At 65.1% G+C, this 13,682-nt stretch carries 15 protein-coding genes; 11 read left to right on the top strand and 4 right to left on the bottom strand.

What is annotated here, in order from left to right; translation table 11 throughout:
* The first annotated feature begins 58 nt into the window (after window positions 1-58).
* The 4 genes from L0D16_RS05540 to L0D16_RS05525 all read left to right on the top strand — a co-directional run bounded on the left by L0D16_RS05540 (window position 59) and on the right by L0D16_RS05525 (window position 3,910).
* On the top strand, window positions 59-1,930 hold the full coding sequence (locus tag L0D16_RS05540) for a polyphosphate kinase (RefSeq protein WP_243030450.1): 1,872 nt from the start codon (window positions 59-61) through the stop codon (window positions 1,928-1,930).
* Entirely contained in the window at window positions 1,911-2,624 is a 714-nt protein-coding gene (locus tag L0D16_RS05535; protein WP_243030448.1) for an MIP/aquaporin family protein, read from the top strand. Before L0D16_RS05540 ends, L0D16_RS05535 begins: the two co-directional genes overlap by 20 nt.
* 69 nt (window positions 2,625-2,693) lie before the next feature.
* Window positions 2,694-3,224 (top strand): SixA phosphatase family protein, encoded by a 531-nt coding sequence (locus L0D16_RS05530; RefSeq protein WP_243030447.1) that lies wholly within the window; start codon window positions 2,694-2,696, stop codon window positions 3,222-3,224.
* Window positions 3,221-3,910 carry a CHAD domain-containing protein gene (locus L0D16_RS05525; protein WP_243030445.1) on the top strand — a complete coding sequence of 230 codons (690 nt, stop codon included), beginning with the start codon at window positions 3,221-3,223 and terminating at the stop codon, window positions 3,908-3,910. Before L0D16_RS05530 ends, L0D16_RS05525 begins: the two co-directional genes overlap by 4 nt.
* 65 nt (window positions 3,911-3,975) lie before the next feature.
* On the opposite strand, the gene L0D16_RS05520 is transcribed toward L0D16_RS05525, so the two are convergent.
* The 4 genes from L0D16_RS05520 to fbp form a co-directional block, all read right to left on the bottom strand.
* Window positions 3,976-4,701, bottom strand: a complete 726-nt coding sequence (locus L0D16_RS05520; RefSeq protein WP_243030444.1) for a glycosyltransferase family 2 protein — start codon at window positions 4,699-4,701, stop codon at window positions 3,976-3,978.
* Entirely contained in the window at window positions 4,694-5,428 is a 735-nt protein-coding gene (surE, locus tag L0D16_RS05515; RefSeq protein ID WP_243030443.1) for a 5'/3'-nucleotidase SurE, read from the bottom strand. Before surE ends, L0D16_RS05520 begins: the two co-directional genes overlap by 8 nt.
* A gap of 138 nt (window positions 5,429-5,566) precedes the next feature.
* On the bottom strand, window positions 5,567-7,153 hold the full coding sequence (locus tag L0D16_RS05510; protein WP_243030442.1) for a gamma-glutamyltransferase family protein: 1,587 nt from the start codon (window positions 7,151-7,153) through the stop codon (window positions 5,567-5,569).
* A 49-nt stretch (window positions 7,154-7,202) separates the two neighbouring features.
* On the bottom strand, window positions 7,203-8,294 hold the full coding sequence (fbp, locus tag L0D16_RS05505) for a fructose-1,6-bisphosphate aldolase/phosphatase (protein ID WP_243030441.1): 1,092 nt from the start codon (window positions 8,292-8,294) through the stop codon (window positions 7,203-7,205).
* Between the two features lie 253 nt (window positions 8,295-8,547).
* On the opposite strand from fbp, the gene L0D16_RS05500 reads away from it, so the two are divergent.
* The 7 genes from L0D16_RS05500 to L0D16_RS12625 all read left to right on the top strand — a co-directional run.
* Window positions 8,548-9,123, top strand: coding sequence for a TetR/AcrR family transcriptional regulator (locus L0D16_RS05500; RefSeq protein WP_243030440.1), 576 nt, complete (start codon window positions 8,548-8,550; stop codon window positions 9,121-9,123).
* The gene (locus tag L0D16_RS05495; RefSeq protein ID WP_243030439.1) at window positions 9,110-10,252 is read left to right on the top strand and encodes an acyl-CoA dehydrogenase family protein; all 1,143 of its coding nucleotides are present in this window, start codon (window positions 9,110-9,112) and stop codon (window positions 10,250-10,252) included. The genes L0D16_RS05500 and L0D16_RS05495 overlap by 14 nt, the downstream gene beginning before the upstream one ends.
* 14 nt (window positions 10,253-10,266) lie before the next feature.
* Complete coding sequence (locus L0D16_RS05490; RefSeq protein WP_243030438.1) at window positions 10,267-10,716, top strand: MaoC/PaaZ C-terminal domain-containing protein; 450 nt, start codon at window positions 10,267-10,269, stop codon at window positions 10,714-10,716.
* A 65-nt stretch (window positions 10,717-10,781) separates the two neighbouring features.
* A complete protein-coding gene (locus L0D16_RS05485) occupies window positions 10,782-11,027 on the top strand; it encodes a PaaI family thioesterase (RefSeq protein WP_243030437.1) in 246 nt (81 codons plus the stop codon).
* Window positions 11,028-11,072: 45 nt separating this feature from the next.
* The gene (locus L0D16_RS05480; RefSeq protein ID WP_243030436.1) at window positions 11,073-12,713 is read left to right on the top strand and encodes a long-chain fatty acid--CoA ligase; all 1,641 of its coding nucleotides are present in this window, start codon (window positions 11,073-11,075) and stop codon (window positions 12,711-12,713) included.
* Window positions 12,713-13,471: an SDR family oxidoreductase gene (locus L0D16_RS05475; protein ID WP_243030524.1), complete on the top strand. Its 759-nt coding sequence runs from the start codon at window positions 12,713-12,715 to the stop codon at window positions 13,469-13,471. Before L0D16_RS05480 ends, L0D16_RS05475 begins: the two co-directional genes overlap by 1 nt.
* 141 nt (window positions 13,472-13,612) lie before the next feature.
* Window positions 13,613-13,682: helix-turn-helix domain-containing protein (locus L0D16_RS12625; RefSeq protein WP_423247860.1), on the top strand; the 70-nt coding region annotated here is incomplete at its 3' end.

The following is a 13,682-nucleotide window of genomic DNA, read 5'->3' as shown; positions in this document are numbered from 1 at the left end:
CGCCTACGGCCAGGGATTTGACCTTCCTCTGACCATTCCAGGGCTTACTGTTAGGAGGATGCGCCTTTTAGCCGAGGCCAGCTGGCTCCAGTTCAACCGTCGGGTCCTTTGGCAAACGGAAAGGCCGGATTTTCCCCTACTGGAACGCATGCGCTTCCTGGCCATATGGAACAGGAACCTGGACGAGTTCTTTGCCGCCCGCATCGCCAAGCCCTTTCTGGAGGCCCGGGGAAGCCCGGACCACTTGAACCTCCTGCAGGAGGCCTACGCCCAGGCCCGGCTGGCCCATGAACGCTACCTGGCCCTTCTCGCCGAAGCGTCGCCCCACCTCGAGGTCCTGGACCCGCAGGACCTGGACGAGGAGGACTGGCGTTACTTCCGGGTCTACCTGGCGGAGGTGGTGGCCCCCCGCACCGACCTCATCCCCTGGGAGGCCGCGGCCGAGGCCACCCATGGGGCCTTGTACTTCGCCTCAGAGCGTTACCTGGTGCGCCTTCCCCAGGACCTACCCCGCCTTCTCCCCGTCCCCGGCCTGGAGGGCCGCTATGTCCGCCTGGGGGCCCTTATGCGGGCCCGCAGCGACCTCTTCCTGCCGGAGGAGGGCCCTCTGTACGAGCTTCGGGTCCTTAGGCTTTTGGAAAGCGAACGGGCCCGGGCCGACTGGGACGAACTGGCCCAGTCCCTGGAGGGCCGGCAGGAAGGCATGGCCACCCTTTTGGTGGCCGAGGAGGAGTTCCCCCATCCCTGGCTGGACCGGCTGAGGGAGGCCTTGCACCTGAGCCCCCAGGAGGTCTTCCTCCTCCCCCCTCCCCTTAACCTGGCCCTGGTGGAGCGGCTGGTGGCCGAGGGTCCGGAAAGGTGGCGCTTCCCTCCCCTACGCCCCGAGCGCCCCCGCCGCTTCCTCAAGGAGCCCTTGGCCTTTTTAGAACGCCAGGACCTCCTCCTGTACCATCCCTTTGAGGATTACCGGGCGGTGGAGCGCTTTGCCCAGGAGGCCCTCTCCCCCAAGGTGGCGGAGGTCTGGGCTACCCTTTACCGCATTGGGGAGGAAAACCCCCTGGCAGAGGCCCTGATCCAAGCCGCCAAGGCGGGGAAAAGGGTTCATGTGCTCCTCGAGGGGCGGGCCCGCTTTGACGAACTTCTGAACCTTCACTGGTACCTGCGCCTACTCCGGGCCGGGGTGGAGATCCTCCCTTTGCCGGAGCGCAAGGTGCACGCCAAGGCCCTTCTCCTCCTCACCCCGGAGGGCAAGGGGTACGCCCACCTGGGCACCGGCAACTACAACCCCCTAAACGGCAGGCTGTACACGGATTTCTCCCTCTTCACCTCGAGGCCCGACGTGGTAAAGGAGGTGCGGGCCTTCTTCCAGAGCCTGCACACTGCCTTCCCCGCGGGCCGTGACCCCGGGGACCTCCCCTGGGAAGGCGGGCCCCTGCCCCCCCTGGGGCTTGGCCTCCTCAAGACGGGAGAGGCCATTCGCCACCTCCTCCTGGAGGAGATAGGGCGGGAGGCCCATCCCAAGGGGCGGATCCTCCTAAAGTTCAACCACCTCACGGACCCAGCGGTGTTGGAGGCCTTGGTGCGTGCCGCGGAGGCCGGAGCCCGGGTGGACCTCCTGGTGCGCAGCACCCTCACCCTCCTCCACCCCGCCTTCCGGGCCAAGAGCCTGGTGGGGCGGTTTCTGGAACATGCCCGGGTGGCCGCCTTCCGGGCCGATGGCGCCTGGCGCGTCTACCTCACCAGCGCCGATGCCATGCCCAGGAACTTTGAGAGGCGGTATGAGCTTCTCTTCCCCGTCCTGGATAAGGAGGCCAAAAGGCGGGTGCTCAAGGTGCTTAAGCTACAGGTCCGGGATGACCGGAATAGCTTCCTCCTGACCCCGGAGGAAAAGCGGCTTTGGGGGGGACGCCATGACGCCCATCGCCCCTAGGGCCTTTTGGGGAGAGGTGCTAGGAACCTCCCTCCTGGTGCTTCTCACGGTGGGAAGCACGGCCAATGCCCTGCTGAAGCCCCGGCTTGAGGCAATCGGGTACGATGCCTTGGCCTTGGGCTCGGGGCTCGCGGTTCTGGTGGGGGTTTTGGCCAGCCGGCCCCTTTCCGGGGCCCACCTGAACCCAGCGGTGACCTTAGCCCTGGCCGCGGGTGGGTTTTTCCCGTGGCGGTTTGTACCCCTTTACCTTCTGGCCCAAGGCCTTGGGGGCTTCCTCGGAGCCGGGGGGGCGTTTTTGGCCTACCGGGAAGGCCTCATGGCCCAGGGCATGCCCAACGTATTCAGCACGGGGCCGGGTTTTCTGCGCACGGAGCCGGAAACCCTTTACGCTTGGACGGGCCCAGCTGTAGCGGAAACCCTGGGCACCTTTGCCCTTATGAGCGTGATCCTGGCCGCGGGAAAGGATGGCCGTATCGTGGCCCTCTGGCTGGCCCTCACGGTGGCGGCGGTGGGCTACGGCCTGGGGGGCCCCGGGGGCTTCGCCCTAAACCCCGCCCGGGACCTGGCCCCAAGGCTTCTCGCCTGGATTCTGGGAGTGGAGGGGGCGGGAAGCTCCTACTTCCTGGTGCCCGCCCTCTTTCCCGTGCTGGGGGCTTTGGGGGCCGTGGGGGTTTACCGGCTCCTTAGCCGCTAACCGGGGCTTCTGCCTAAGCCTTTTGGGTACGCCCTAGCCCTTTCCTGCCGTTCATTGCATAATGGGCCTATGGAACTCTTCCTAGTCCGCCACGCCATTGCCCTGCCCCTGGAGGAAGCCATAGGGGGGATTTCCCCTGACACCCCCCTGGACGAGGAGGCCGCGGATGACCAGCGCCCCTTGACCCCCAAAGGGGTGCGGCGGTTTCGCAAGGTGGTGCGGGGCCTCGAGGAGCTGGGGGTGGAACTGGACCTCATCCTCACCAGCCCTAAGCGGCGGGCTTTGGAAACCGCGGAGCTGCTCGCGGACCTCCTGGAAGGGGAGGTCCGGGTAACCCCCTATCTGAGCGTTTCCCCCTCGGAGGCCCTTCTTGCGGAGATCCCACCCCAGGGCCGGGTGGCCTTGGTGGGGCACGAACCCTACCTTTCTGCCCTCTTGGCCTGGCTTCTCCTGGGGGACTTCGCCGGGGCCTCGGCCCGGGATGTTCTGGGAGGTCGCTTTGTCCTAAAGAAGGGGGGCGTGGCCTGGCTGGAGGGGGAGCCGGCCCCCGGTGGCATGGCCCTTAAGGCCCTCTTTCCTCCCAAGGTCTTCCGGCTGTGAAAGACGCCCAAGCCTGGAGGGAACACCTGAAGGCCCACATCCCCCTGGCCCTTGCGGGCACCGATCCCGAGGGGGTGCACCAGGTACGGGTGGCGGCCCGTAGGCTCAGGGTCTATCTGGACCTCCTAGGGTACAGGGTGCTACGGGATGACCTGAGGCGCCTGGCGCGGGGGACGGGGCGGGTGCGGGACCTGGAGGTGGTTTTGGGAAGGGGGCCTTTCCCCGAAGGCTTCCAAAGCTTCCTGGAAAGGGAGTTGGCGGCAGCCAGAAGCCGGCTGCCGGACCTGCTGGCCTCCCCGTGGACCGAGGCCCTATTGCGGGCCCTGGCCACGCTGCCCCCTTTGCAGGAAAGGGCCGCTTTCCAAAGGCTTTCCCGCCTGGAAAAGGGCCTCCGGAAGCGGCTTGAACTCCTTACGCGGGACCCCTCTCCCGAGGCCTTTCACGCGTACCGCAAGGCCCTCAGGCGGCTCCGCTATGCCAAGGAGTTTCTAGGGCTTCCCACCAAGGAGGAAAAGAGGCTCCAGGACAGGCTAGGAGAGGTTCAGGATCTGGAGGTGCTCCTGGCCCTCTTGCGGGAGTACCTCTTGGAGGCGCAGGATGGGGAGGCCACCCGCTTGGCCGAGGCCTTAGGGGAAGAGAGGCAAAGGCGGCTGGCCGCCCTGCAGAAGGCCCTCCTCGGAGAGTAGGGCCCTTTTCCCGTGCCTCGCACCCCGAGGCCCTTGGGGCCGGGTGGGGGGTAGAGGCCATCCCCCTACCGGGTTTGGCCCAGGGCCTGGGCCTCGAGGGCCAAGGACAAGTGGTCCTTTAGCTCCAAGGGGGGAAGGCCGTGTTTGCCTCGGAGGCGCTCCAGGAAGATCCGGCGCTCCGCCTGCCGGTTACCGTGGCTTTGGTTTGCCCCGTGAACCCGTATCCCTAGGCCTCGCCCCTTTAGGTAGCGAAAGGGAACGGTCTTCCGGTAGGCCCTCAGCCACAGGTCCCAGTCCCAGTAATCGCCCATGTCGGGGTCCAGGCCTCGGAGTTCCCCAAGAAGCCTTCGGGGCAAGGCGGTTCCCGAGGCCAGGATGCGGTTGTCCGTGAGAATCCAGTCCCCCATCTCCCCGGGGGCAAAGGGGATCTCCCCATCCCCCAGGTACAAAACCCCTTCCCCGTAGACCACGGCCTCTTCCCGGGACAGGATGCGCCACACACGGTAGAGGTAGGCGGGGTCCAGGAAGAAGTCGTCGTCATCCAGAAAGAGCACCACCTCCCCTCGAGCCTGGGCCAGGGCCTGCAAGCGGGCTTCCACCTGTCCCCGGCCCGGGTTCGGGAAGGCGCGGAAGCGGAGGTCGTTCATGGAGGCCGCCACTTCCAGGCCCTCCCCTTCCCCGTCGTCCACCACCAGGGCCTCGTAATGGGGGAAGGTCTGCCGCCTCAGGGAGGCCAGGGCCTCTTTGAGGAGCTGGGGGCGGCCTTTGGTGGGAATGAGGACGCTAATCATGGGCCAAAGCCGGCTGCAGCCTGGCCTCGTCGGTGAGGTCCAGCCGAAGAGGGGTAGCGGCGATGAACCCTTGCTCCACTGCCCAGCGGTCCGTCCCCTCCTCTGCCTCCTTCAGGGGCCGGGCGGCAAACCAGTAGAGGGAGCGGCCCATGGGGTCTTCCCCCTCCACCACCACCCCCTCATAGGACCGCACCGACTGCCGGGTCCAGAGAAAGCCCTTGGGCTCTTTGGGCAGGTTCACGTTCACCAAAAAGGGCCGCTCCAGCCGTAGCAGGGTGGCCAAGACCCGCTCCACCCAAGGCCCCAACAGGGCAAAATCCGGTCCCTCCCCGTTCACCGGGGTGCTGAAGGCGGCCGCGGAGAGGCCAAAAAGCCTTCCCTGCTTGGCGGCGGCCACAGTGCCGGAGTGCCAGATCTCGTGCCCTAGGTTGCTGCCCAGGTTGATGCCCGAAAGGACCAGGTCCACGGGGCCGAAAAGGTGAAGGCCTAAGGCCACGCAGTCCGCGGGGGTGCCCCGCACCCGGTAGGCGGGGAAGTGGGGGCCGGGCAAGGGGGACGGGTGGGGAAAGGCCCGCACCGGGTGGGCGATGGTGATGGCGTGGCCTACCCCGCTTTGCTCCACATCCGGGGCGGCCACGAAGACCTCGCCAAAGCGGCTTGCCGCCTGGGCCAAGGCCCAAAGGCCGGGGCTGAAGATGCCGTCGTCGTTGGTCACCAGGATCCTCATGGCACCAGCGTAGGGGCTCTTGGTCAAGGGAAAGTCAGGGGGGACTTGTGGGGGTTGGTCTGGTGTGGGGTCTTGGTTGGGGGAGTTACTTGTGCTTACGTTCACGATTAAAGCTGCTTGTGCTTTCGCTCTCCGCACTCACCACACAAGCGCCAGGCCCTCCCCTCGAGGATCCGAAGCCCCCAGCAACACCCCGTTCCCCTTCAGAACCACCTGGCCACGACCGAAAACGCCCGGCTCCGCCTCATACGCCACCCTGTGTCCCAAATCCCTAAGGAACAGGGCCGTGGCCTGAGGGATGCCAAGCTCCAACAGGACCCGGTCCCCTCCCCTGCTCGGTACCACCTGCCAACGCGGCCGGTCCAAGGCCGCCTGCGGATTTAGGCGAAAATCCGCCAGGCCCACCACCACCTGCACATGCCCCTGGGGCTGCATATACCCCCCCATGACCCCAAAGGGGCCCAAGGGCTTCCCCTCCTGGGTCAGGAACCCCGGGATGATGGTGTGGTAGGGACGCTTCCCCGGCCCCACCCGGTTGGGGTGGTCCTCCTCTAAGGAAAACCCCAAGCCCCGGTTTTGCAAGGCCACACCCGTCTTGGGAACGAGGATACCCGCCCCAAACCCCTGGTAGTTAGACTGGATCAGGGAAACCAGGATCTCCCCATCCGCCGCCGCCAGGTACACGGTTCCCTCCGGCCTGAGCCCGGGCAGCACCTGCGGCAAGGCCCTATCCCCGATGAGGCTGCGCCTTTGCGCCACGTAGCTAGGAGAAAGCATGGCCCTTGGGTCCAACTCCAGGAACCGGGGGTCGGCCACGTGGCGGAAGGCATCGGCTAGGGCTAGGCGCATGGCCTCAACCTGGACGTGGTAACTGAAAGGATCCTCCGGCTTGAGGTCAAACCCCTCGAGGATGGCCAAAGCCAGGAGGGCCGCTACCCCCTGGCCGTTGGGGGGAAGCTCATGCACGGTAAAACCCCGATACTCCCAGGAAAGGGGCTCCACCCATTCCGGAGCATGGGACGCAAGGTCCTCGAGGCTTAGGAGGCCCCCGGTGGCCTCGCTGAAACCGGCAACGGCCTCCGCCAACTTCCCGCGATAGAGGCTTTCCCCGTAGCTCTCCCCGATCTCCCTTAGGGTTTGGGCATGCCCGGGGCTTCCCCACACCTCTCCCGCCCCAGGTGCCCGACCTCCGGGAAAGAACACCTCCTGAAAGGCCTGGAACTCCGGGCCCTTTAGGGACAGGTAGATTTCCTGCGCCCGCCGCCAAGCCCGGGCCGTCTCTGGCCCCACGGGGAACCCCTCCTCCGCGTAGCGGATGGCGGGAGCCAGGACCTCAGGAAAAGGGAGCCTGCCAAAGCGCTCATGCAAGGCCCGCCATCCCGAGACCGCCCCCGGCACCGTCACCGGGAGCCAGCCCCTTTCCGGCATCCCCCCCTCGGGAATCCGCTCGGGGGTAAGGCGCAGGGGGCTTCTCCCCGAGGCGTTAAGGCCGTGGAGCCTCCCATCCCACACCATGGCGAAAAGGTCTCCCCCGATGCCGTTGCTGGTGGGCTCCACCACCGTAAGGGCGGCCGCCATGGCGATAGCGGCATCCACCGCGTTCCCCCCCTTTAAAAGCATCTCCATCCCCGACAAGGCCGCCAGAGGTTGGCTGGTGGCCACCGCTCCCCGCCGGCCCAAGACCACGTGCCGCCGGGACGGATAAGGGTAGTAGGCGAGGTCCATGGCTCCTCCCGGGCAAGTCTACCCCGTACCCCAGGTAGGAGGCGAAGACCTAGGAAAACTCCCGCTCCAACTCCTTAAGCCGCTCGGCAATCCCGGTGTATTCCAGTTCCTCCATGGGAAGCATGGCGGGGCCATAAAAACCTTGGCGGCGCATCTCCTGGGCCTTGGCCACCACCCTGGCCCGCACCGCATCCCAAACCGGGTCCGCAAAGAGGTCCACCGGCTCAGACAACCGTCCCTCCTTAAGGGAGAAAGCCAATCCGCACACCATGGGTACGCAGAAAAAGGTGGACGCAGGGGTATTGGCCTTAACCGGCATCAGGGGCAGGTGGTGGCTTCCCCGGGTATCCCCGGCCACGAAGGGGGCCAGGGCAAAGGGGGGGCCAAACTCCTCCGTGGCAGGGAAGATCCTCTGGGTGCGGAGGATGGCCACGGGATCGTCCTTGCCCACGTAGCGCCCAGCGATGTTGCGCAAGCGGGTGGTGCTCACCACCGCAGCGATTTCCCCATAGCGCCGGGACCAAATGGACTCTATCCCAAACCGGTGGGAATCCCGAAGCAGAGCGGCGATGTCGTAGAGCCTCTCGGGAGCGTCAAGAACGATATAGCTATCCCTTTCCGTCTGGGCCAAGTCCATGATGCGAAAGCGGAAGCCAGGGCGCAACTCCGAGGAAAGCAACAAGCCTGAGGAGTACATGGGATCGGCAAAGGCCAGATATAAGGGCAGATTGAACGCCCCGGGCTCGGTCTTGTCGGCGGCCAGAACCATAAAAGGCTCGGCAGGGCGTTCCTCAAACTCCATCTCCGCCACCTGGGGCCCAAGGCCATGAAGGTTCCCGGAAAAGGCGTCCTTTAAGAGATCCTGCCCAGCCCCGTAAAGGCCTTCCTCCTTGGCCACCCGCGTGCCTTCCCGAAACGCTTTCCACGCCAGCTCGTGGACAGCAGGGTTTCGTGGACCTTGGGCGTGGGATAGGAGGAGGACGATGTCGTCCCCTATGTGAAACACGTGGGCGTCCAAGAGCAAGCGGCCCACCGCCTCCCGAACCATTCCTTCCACCTGGGCCAGTACCCTACGGCTAGGAAGGGTATGGCCCCCAATGGAGCCGATGTCGGCCTTAAGCACGCTAAGGGTGACCTTCATAAGCGCCTCCTTTTCTTTCCATTCTTCCACTTTAATGCTGCCTCTACAAGGGTGCAGGCCCGCTAGCCGCAAGGGTGGGTGGAAGCGTGGAACTCCCAAGCGCTGGCCAGGTGCAGAGACCCGGCCGACGGCCCTCGCGGAAACCCTCGTGAGGATGTCCCAAGGTACCGGGACTCGAGGAAAGGGGGCCTCTAGGGCCTTGACAGTTCCCGTGCATGGGGGTACGGTGGACTTACCGACCGGTCGGTGAAATATGGGAATGGCTACCCGCGACCGCATCTTAGAAGAAGCTGCCCGCCTTTTCACGGAAAAAGGGTACGAGGCCACCAGCGTTCAGGACCTGGCCGAGGCCTTGGGCCTTTCCAAGGCCGCCCTTTACCACCACTTCCCCAGCAAGGAGGAGGTCCTCTACGAGATCAGCCACCAGGCCCTAGAGGGGCTCCTGGAGGAGGGGAAGAAGGCCTTGGCCGTCCCTGATCCCCGCGAAGCCCTGCTCCGCTTCATGGAGGGCCACGCTCGGTTCTTTGAGGAAAACCGCCCCTTCTTCGTCACCATGCTTCAGGGCCTGCAAAGCCTCTCCCCGGAAAAGCAAGCGCCCATCATCGCCCTGCGGGACCGGTACGAGGAAACCCTCCGCACCCTTCTAAGGCGGGGCATGGAGAGCGGGGTTTTCCGCCAGCTGGACGTGGCCTTGACCGCGCGGGCGGTCCTCTCCCTTCTCAACTGGATGATCCGCTGGTTCCGCCCAGGCGGGCCCTTGCGGGCGGAGGAGGTGGCCCGCTTCTACTTCCATCTCCTCCTCAGGGGGTTAGAAAATGGAGATTCCTAACCACAAGGAAATCCGACAACTGGCCAGGCGTTTCCTGGAAGAAGCAGGACCTACCTTGGCGGAATACGAGGCCCAGGAAGCCTTTCCCTGGCCGTTGGTAAAGCGCATGGGGGAGCTGGGATTCCTGGGGGTTTTTGCCCCCGAAGCCCTGGGAGGGGCTGGCCTGGACTTCTGGGCCTACATCGCCCTTCTGGAGGAGCTTGGGGGATACGCCTCCTTGCGTTCCATCCTTTCCGTGCAGCAGAGCCTGGTCCTCACTCCCCTTCTCGCCTACGGAACGGAGGGGCAAAAAGGGCGGTACGTCCCCCGGCTGGCCAAAGGGGAGATCCTCGGAGCCTACGGCCTCACGGAGCCCGAGGCGGGGTCGGATGCGGGAAGCCTCCGCACCCGGGCCTACCGGGACGGGGACCACTACGTCCTCCAGGGCCAGAAGACCTTCATCTCCCACGCCAACGTGGCCGAGGTCTTCCTCATCTTCGCTAATACGGAGCCGGAAAAAGGCAGCAGGGGCATCACCGCCTTCCTGGTGGAGCGGGCGGACGGGGTGCGGACCACGCCGTTAAAGGGGAAGTTGGGCTTGAGGGCCGCCGACACCGGTATGGTCTTTCTGGAGGAGGTGCGCATTCCGAAGGATAGGGTCCTGGGAGAGGAAGGCCAAGGCTTCAAGATCGCCCTTTCCACGCTGGATACCGGCCGGGTTTCCTTGGCGGCCGGGGCGGTGGGGCTCATGCAGAGGGCCCTGGACCTTTCCCTGCGCTACACCAAGGAAAGGCACCAGTTCGGCCGACCCATCGCCAGTTTTCAGCTAATCCAGGCCCATCTGGCCCAGATGAAGCTGGACCTCGAGGCCAGTCGCCTGCTCACCTACCAGGCGGTGGCCAAGAAGCTTAGGGGGGAGCGGTATACCCTCGAAGCCAGCATGGCCAAACTCTTCGCCTCGGAGGCCGCCAACCGCGTGGCCTACCGGGCCATCCAGATCCACGGGGGCTACGGCTTCTTTGAGGAGTACGAGGTGGCCCGGCTTTACCGGGACGCCCGCATCCTCACCCTTTACGAGGGGACCAGCGAGATACAGACCTTGGTGATCGGAGCCCACCTCACCGGGATCAAGGGCTTCGGGGAAGGTTAAAGGAGGTGACGGGGATGCCTATGTACTTTGAGGATTTTGAGGTGGGCCAGCGCTTTACCACCCCAGCCCGCACGGTAACCGAGGCCGACGTGGTCAACTTCGCCGGGATCTCTGGCGATTACAACCCCATCCACACCGATGCCGAGTTCGCCAAGGAAACCCCCTTCGGCCAGCGCATCGCCCACGGGCTTCTGGTCCTTTCCCTGCTCACCGGCCTCAGGCAGCGAAGCGGGCATTTTGAGGGAACCATCATCGCCTGGATGGAGATCCGGAGCTACAAGTTCTTAAAGCCGGTCTTCATCGGGGACACGGTGAGGGGGGAGAGCGAGATCCTGGAGAAGCACAAAACCAGCAAGCCCGACCGGGGCGTGGTGGTGCAACGGGTGCGGGTCCTGAACCAGCGGGGCGAGGTGGTGCAGGAGGGGGAGTTTGTCACCCTGGTCCGCAGAAAGCCCCAGGTATAGCGAGTCGGGCAAGGCCGAGGGTACGGCTACCGGTGCGGGGGGAGTTCCTCCAAGGGAGGGGGGTGGTGCACGACGGGATCCTCGCCGCCCTTCCGGACACCGCCCTTGGCCACGCTGTGGGCAGCCTGGGGGTGGAGGTGGTGACCGTAGAGCTGAGCGTGAGCTATCTAAGACCTGTGCGGGAGGGGCTTCTCCAAGCCCAGGCCCGGGTGGTCCACGCAGGAGGGAGGCTCTTCCACGCCACAGGCGAGGTCCTCTTGGAGGAAAGCGAGGTGGCCCTTGCGAAGGGGATCTTCTACCGGGTGGCCTGAACGCCTTACCAGGGATATCCTGGTGGCGAAGCGAAAGGAGGGGAGATGTTCCCGAGCACCATGATGGACGAGGAGCTAAACCTGTGGGATTTCTTGGAAAGGGCGGCAGAGCTTTTCCCCCAAAAGGAAGTGGTATCCCGGCTCCACACCAGCAAGGTCCACCGCACCTCCTACGCTTCCCTCTTTGTCCGAGCCAAAAGGCTCATGGGAGGTCTTAGGAACCTGGGGGTGCAAGTGGGGGACCGGGTAGCCACCTTGGGCTTTAACCATTTCCGCCACCTGGAGGCCTATTTTGCCGTGCCCGGGATGGGAGCGGTCCTTCACACGGCAAACCCCCGCCTTTCCCTCAAGGAGATCGCCTATATCCTGAACCATGCCGAGGACAAGGTCCTCCTCTTTGACCCCCAGCTCCTCCCCTTGGTGGAACGCCTGCGCCCGGAGCTCTCCACCGTGCGCCACCTCGTGGTGATGGACGAAAAGGCACCGGAGGGATACCTGGCCTACGAGGAGGTGTTGGGCGAGGAGGTGGACCCCGTACGGGTACCTGAGCGGGCCGCCTGCGGCATGGCCTACACCACGGGGACCACCGGCCTTCCCAAAGGGGTGGTCTACAGCCACCGGGCCTTGGTGCTTCACACCCTGGCGGCAAGCCTCGAGGACGGCACCGCCCTCTCAGAAAAGGACACGGTGCTCCCCGTGGTGCCCATGTTCCATGTGAACGCCTGGTGCCTGCCCTATGCCGCCACCCTGGTGGGGGCCAAGCAGGTTCTGCCGGGCCCCAGGCTGGATCCCGCCTCCTTAGTGGAGCTCTTTGATGGGGAGGGGGTGACCTTCACCGCCGGGGTGCCCACGGTGTGGCTGGCCCTGGCCGAATACCTGGAAGGCACCGGCCAAGGCCTCAAAACCCTGAGGCGCCTGGTGGTGGGGGGAAGCGCCGCCCCGGGAAGCCTGGTGGAGCGCTTTGAGCGCATGGGTATAGAGGTGCGGCAGGGCTACGGCCTCACGGAAACCTCCCCGGTGGTGGTGCAGAACTTCATAAAAAGCCACCTGGAAAGCCTACCCTGGGAGGAGAGGATCCGCCTTAAGGCCAAAACCGGCCTCCCCATCCCTCTTGTGCGCCTTCGGGTTGCCGACGAGGAAGGCCGCCCGGTGGCCAAAGATGGCAGAACCATGGGGGAGGTCCAGCTCAAGGGGCCCTGGATCACCGGGGGGTACTACCGAAACGAGGAGGCTAGCCGCCAGGCCCTCAACACGGACGGATGGTTTCGCACCGGGGATATCGCCGTGTGGGACGAGGAGGGTTACCTGGAGATCAAGGACCGGCTCAAGGACCTTATCAAGTCGGGCGGGGAGTGGATCTCCAGCGTGGACCTGGAAAACGCCCTCATGGGCCACCCCCAGGTGAAAGAGGCGGCAGTGGTGGCCATTCCCCATCCCAGGTGGCAGGAGAGGCCCTTGGCCGTGGTGGTGCCCAGGGGAGAAAAGCCCAGCGAGGAAGACCTTAAGGAGCACCTCCTAAAGGCAGGGTTTGCCAAGTGGCAACTCCCAGACGCCTTTGTCTTCGTGGAGGAGATCCCCCGAACCAGCGCAGGAAAGTTTCTCAAGCGGGCCCTCCGGGAAAGGTACAAGGGGCTCTTTAGCGAGCGCACTCCCAAAGAGGCGCAGGGCAAAGAGGAGGAGCCTTGATGTTCTTGGAGCAGTTTCGCTTAGACGGTAAGGTGGCCCTGGTGACGGGGGGATCCCGGGGGCTGGGCCTCGAGGCCGCTTTAGCCCTTAAAGAAGCTGGGGCCAAGGTGGCGGTCCTGGCCCGGAGGGCCAGCTTCTTTGAGGAAGCCAAAAGGCATCTTGGAGAGGCCCTCTACCTGGAGGGGGACGTGCGGGACGAAGGCCGGCTCCTTCAGGTGGTGGACCAGGTGGAACAGGAGCTTGGGCCCCTCGCCATCCTGGTCAACGCCGCGGGGGTCACGTGGGGCGCTCCCTCCTGGGAGATACCTGTGGAAAAGGTGCGGGAGGTCCTCGAGGTCAACCTGGTGGGGGCCTTCCTAGCCAGCCGCGCTGCCGCCCAGCGCATGCGGGAAAGGGGCTACGGCAAGATCGTCCACATCGCCTCCGTGGCGGGGCTCAAGGGAGAGCACTCCGAGGTCCTGGATGCCGTGGGCTACTCCGCTTCCAAGGGCGGACTCATCGCCCTTACCCGGGACCTAGCGGTGAAGTGGGGCCGTTTCGGTATACGGGTGAACGCCTTAGCTCCGGGGTTCTTCCCCACCCGTATGACGGAGAAGGTTCTGCCCAAGGCCGAGCCCCTCCTTAAGGCCACCCTGCCCCTGGGCCGCTCCGGAAGGCCCGGGGAGCTGGGAGGGGCAGTGCTCTTCCTGGCCAGCCCCGCCTCGGACTACATCACCGGGGTGGTGCTCCCCGTGGACGGAGGGGCTACGGCCCTCTGAGTTAGAGAAAAGGGGGGGTGTGGGGGGCTATAATCCCCCGGTTTGCAAACCGGGAAAACATGGACCCCCCACATCCGCCGGCGGTTCATTTGAGGCAGGAGCCCCAAAGCGGCGGATCTGCTACCATGGGATGGAAGTACGGTGATCCGAAAGGCCTACAAGTACCGCCTGTACCCTACCAAGCCCCAAAGGAGGGACTTGGAGCGCACTC

This window comes from Thermus altitudinis, assembly GCF_022760835.1.
GTDB classification, from domain to species: Bacteria; Deinococcota; Deinococci; order Deinococcales; family Thermaceae; genus Thermus; species Thermus altitudinis.
The sequence above is the reverse complement of the archived record's forward strand: the minus strand, read 5'-3'. Positions and strand labels throughout refer to the sequence as shown.

Coding starts and splice junctions, on each gene's coding strand:
- L0D16_RS05540 (WP_243030450.1), top strand. CDS start 59: ATGCGCCTTTTAGCCGAGGCCAGCTGGCTCCAGTTCAACCGTCGGGTC.
- L0D16_RS05535 (WP_243030448.1), top strand. CDS start 1,911: ATGACGCCCATCGCCCCTAGGGCCTTTTGGGGAGAGGTGCTAGGAACC.
- L0D16_RS05530 (WP_243030447.1), top strand. CDS start 2,694: ATGGAACTCTTCCTAGTCCGCCACGCCATTGCCCTGCCCCTGGAGGAA.
- L0D16_RS05520 (WP_243030444.1), bottom strand. CDS start 4,701: ATGATTAGCGTCCTCATTCCCACCAAAGGCCGCCCCCAGCTCCTCAAA.
- surE (WP_243030443.1), bottom strand. CDS start 5,428: ATGAGGATCCTGGTGACCAACGACGACGGCATCTTCAGCCCCGGCCTT.
- L0D16_RS05510 (WP_243030442.1), bottom strand. CDS start 7,153: ATGGACCTCGCCTACTACCCTTATCCGTCCCGGCGGCACGTGGTCTTG.
- fbp (WP_243030441.1), bottom strand. CDS start 8,294: ATGAAGGTCACCCTTAGCGTGCTTAAGGCCGACATCGGCTCCATTGGG.
- L0D16_RS05500 (WP_243030440.1), top strand. CDS start 8,548: ATGGGAATGGCTACCCGCGACCGCATCTTAGAAGAAGCTGCCCGCCTT.
- L0D16_RS05495 (WP_243030439.1), top strand. CDS start 9,110: ATGGAGATTCCTAACCACAAGGAAATCCGACAACTGGCCAGGCGTTTC.
- L0D16_RS05490 (WP_243030438.1), top strand. CDS start 10,267: ATGCCTATGTACTTTGAGGATTTTGAGGTGGGCCAGCGCTTTACCACC.
- L0D16_RS05480 (WP_243030436.1), top strand. CDS start 11,073: ATGTTCCCGAGCACCATGATGGACGAGGAGCTAAACCTGTGGGATTTC.
- L0D16_RS05475 (WP_243030524.1), top strand. CDS start 12,713: ATGTTCTTGGAGCAGTTTCGCTTAGACGGTAAGGTGGCCCTGGTGACG.